Annotated in this window: 2 protein-coding genes; both read right to left on the bottom strand. The window is 68.7% G+C overall.

Annotated elements, in window-relative coordinates; translation table 11 throughout:
• Positions 1 to 121: 121 nt before the first annotated feature.
• Positions 122 to 913, bottom strand: a complete 792-nt coding sequence (locus tag FNQ90_RS21275; RefSeq protein WP_407699413.1) for an ABC transporter permease — start codon at positions 911 to 913, stop codon at positions 122 to 124.
• Positions 914 to 1041: 128 nt separating this feature from the next.
• Positions 1042 to 1963, bottom strand: a 922-nt coding sequence (locus FNQ90_RS21270) for an ABC transporter permease (protein ID WP_182607831.1), incomplete at its 5' end; no start/stop codon positions are given.

Below are 1963 nucleotides of genomic sequence, written 5' to 3'. Positions count from 1 at the left end.
GGGCGGGGACATCGGGACGTTGGGTCATCGGGACACCGAGGTGCCGAAAACTGCACAGAACAGCACAGAAAGTCACGAAATATGACAGTAATGCGAAAAATCGGCGGACTCCGGGGTCCGTTCAGACCCGGGCGGCCCGGCGCCGCCCGAGGATCTGCCCCGCCAGGACGATCACCACGGCCAGGATGAACATGGCGCTGCCGATCACATTGACCTGAACCGGCACCCCGCGCTGCGCGGCGCCCCAGACGAACATCGGGAAGGTGACCGTGGATGGCCCGGCGTTGAACTGCGTGATGATGAAGTCGTCGAAGGACAGGGCGAAGCTGAGCATCGCGCCGGCCGCGATGCCCGGCGCCGCGATCGGCAGGGTGACCCGCACGAACGCCTGCACCGGCCCGGCGTACAGGTCGCGCGCGGCCTCCTCCAGCCTCGGATCCATGCTCGCCACCCGCGCCTTCACGGCCACGATCACGAAGCTGAGGCAGAACATGATGTGCGCGATGAGAATGGTGGTGAACCCGAACTCCACCCGCATGTTGAGGAAGAGCGTCCCCACCGAGGCGGCCATCACCACTTCCGGCATCGCCATCGGCAGGAAGATCAGGGACTGGGCGAGATTCCGCCCCTTGAAGCGGTAACGGACCAGGGCGAAGGCGGCCAGGGTGCCGAAGGCGGTGGCCACCAGGGTGGCGAGCAGGGCGATGCGCAGACTCAGTCCGAGCGCGGAGCACATCTCCGGCACGGCGCAGGGGTTGGTCCACGCCTCGGTGGAGAAGGACTGCCACTGGTGGTTGAAGCGGCCCGCCGGGTCGTTGAAGGAGTAGGCCAGGACGACCAGGTTGGGCAGCAACAGGTAGCCCAGCGCCATCAGACCGACGATGACCACGGCGTTGCGGCGCAGCCAGGCCACCGGAGCGGGAGGGGGCCGGTGGGCCGGGGCCGGGGCGCCCCCGGAGGAGGCGCCGGGGCCGCCGGATCCGTCGGTTCGGGTGGGTTCGGTCGAGCCGGCCGACGCGGCCGGAGCGGGGGCGGTGCCCATCAGACCAACTCCTCGGTTCCGGTGCGGCGCATGTACACGCTGACGATGATCAGGATGAGTGCCATGAGGATGAAGGACATGGCGGCGGCCGTCGGGTAGTCCAGGACGTTGAGGAACTGTTTCTGGATGGCGTTGCCGACCATCTGCTCGTTCGGCGATCCCAGGAGTTGGGCGTTGATGTAGTCGCCGGAGGCCGGGATGAAGGTCAGCAGCGTCCCGGCCACCACTCCGGGCAGCGAGAGCGGGAAGACCACTTTCCGGAAGGTGGTCGCGGCGCCCGCGTACAGGTCCCGGGACGCCTCCCGCAGCGCGGGGTCGATGCGCTCCAACGAGGCGTACAGCGGCAGGATCATGAAGGGCAGGAAGTTGTAGGTCAGGCCGCAGATGACGGCCAGCGGAGTGGCCAGCACCCGGTCGCCGGAGGTCAGGCCGATCCAGGAGGTGACGTCGAGGACGCCGAGCGAACCGAGCGCGGAGACCACCGGGCCGCTGTCGGACAGGATCGTCTTCCAGGCGAGGGTGCGGATCAGGAAACTGGTGAAGAACGGCGCGATGACCAGGACCAGCAGCAGCCCTCGCCAGCGACCGGCGCGGAAGGCGATGAGGTAGGCGATCGGGTAGCCGATCGTCAGACAGAGCACGGTGGCCACGGCCGCGTAACCGAAGGAGCGCAGGAAATGCCCTCCGTAGGCGGACAGCGCGTCGGAGTAGTTGGCCACGTGCCAGGTGAGGGTGTAGCCGCGTTCCAGCGAGCCGGTCTGCAAGGAGGTCGACGCCTGGTAGAACAGCGGCGCCACGAAGAAGAGCGCCAGCCACAGTGCGGCGGGGAGCAGCAGCCAGTAGGCGGTGTGGCGACCCCGGCGGGAGCGGACGGGGGGCGGCGGCGCCGCGCCGTCGGAACCCGTGGGCGCGGTGGGCGGC

Origin of the sequence: Streptomyces alkaliphilus, from assembly GCF_014141535.1 — a bacterium.
In the GTDB taxonomy this organism is placed as follows: domain Bacteria; phylum Actinomycetota; class Actinomycetes; order Streptomycetales; family Streptomycetaceae; genus Streptomyces; species Streptomyces alkaliphilus.
The sequence above is the reverse complement of the archived record's forward strand: the minus strand, read 5'-3'. Positions and strand labels throughout refer to the sequence as shown.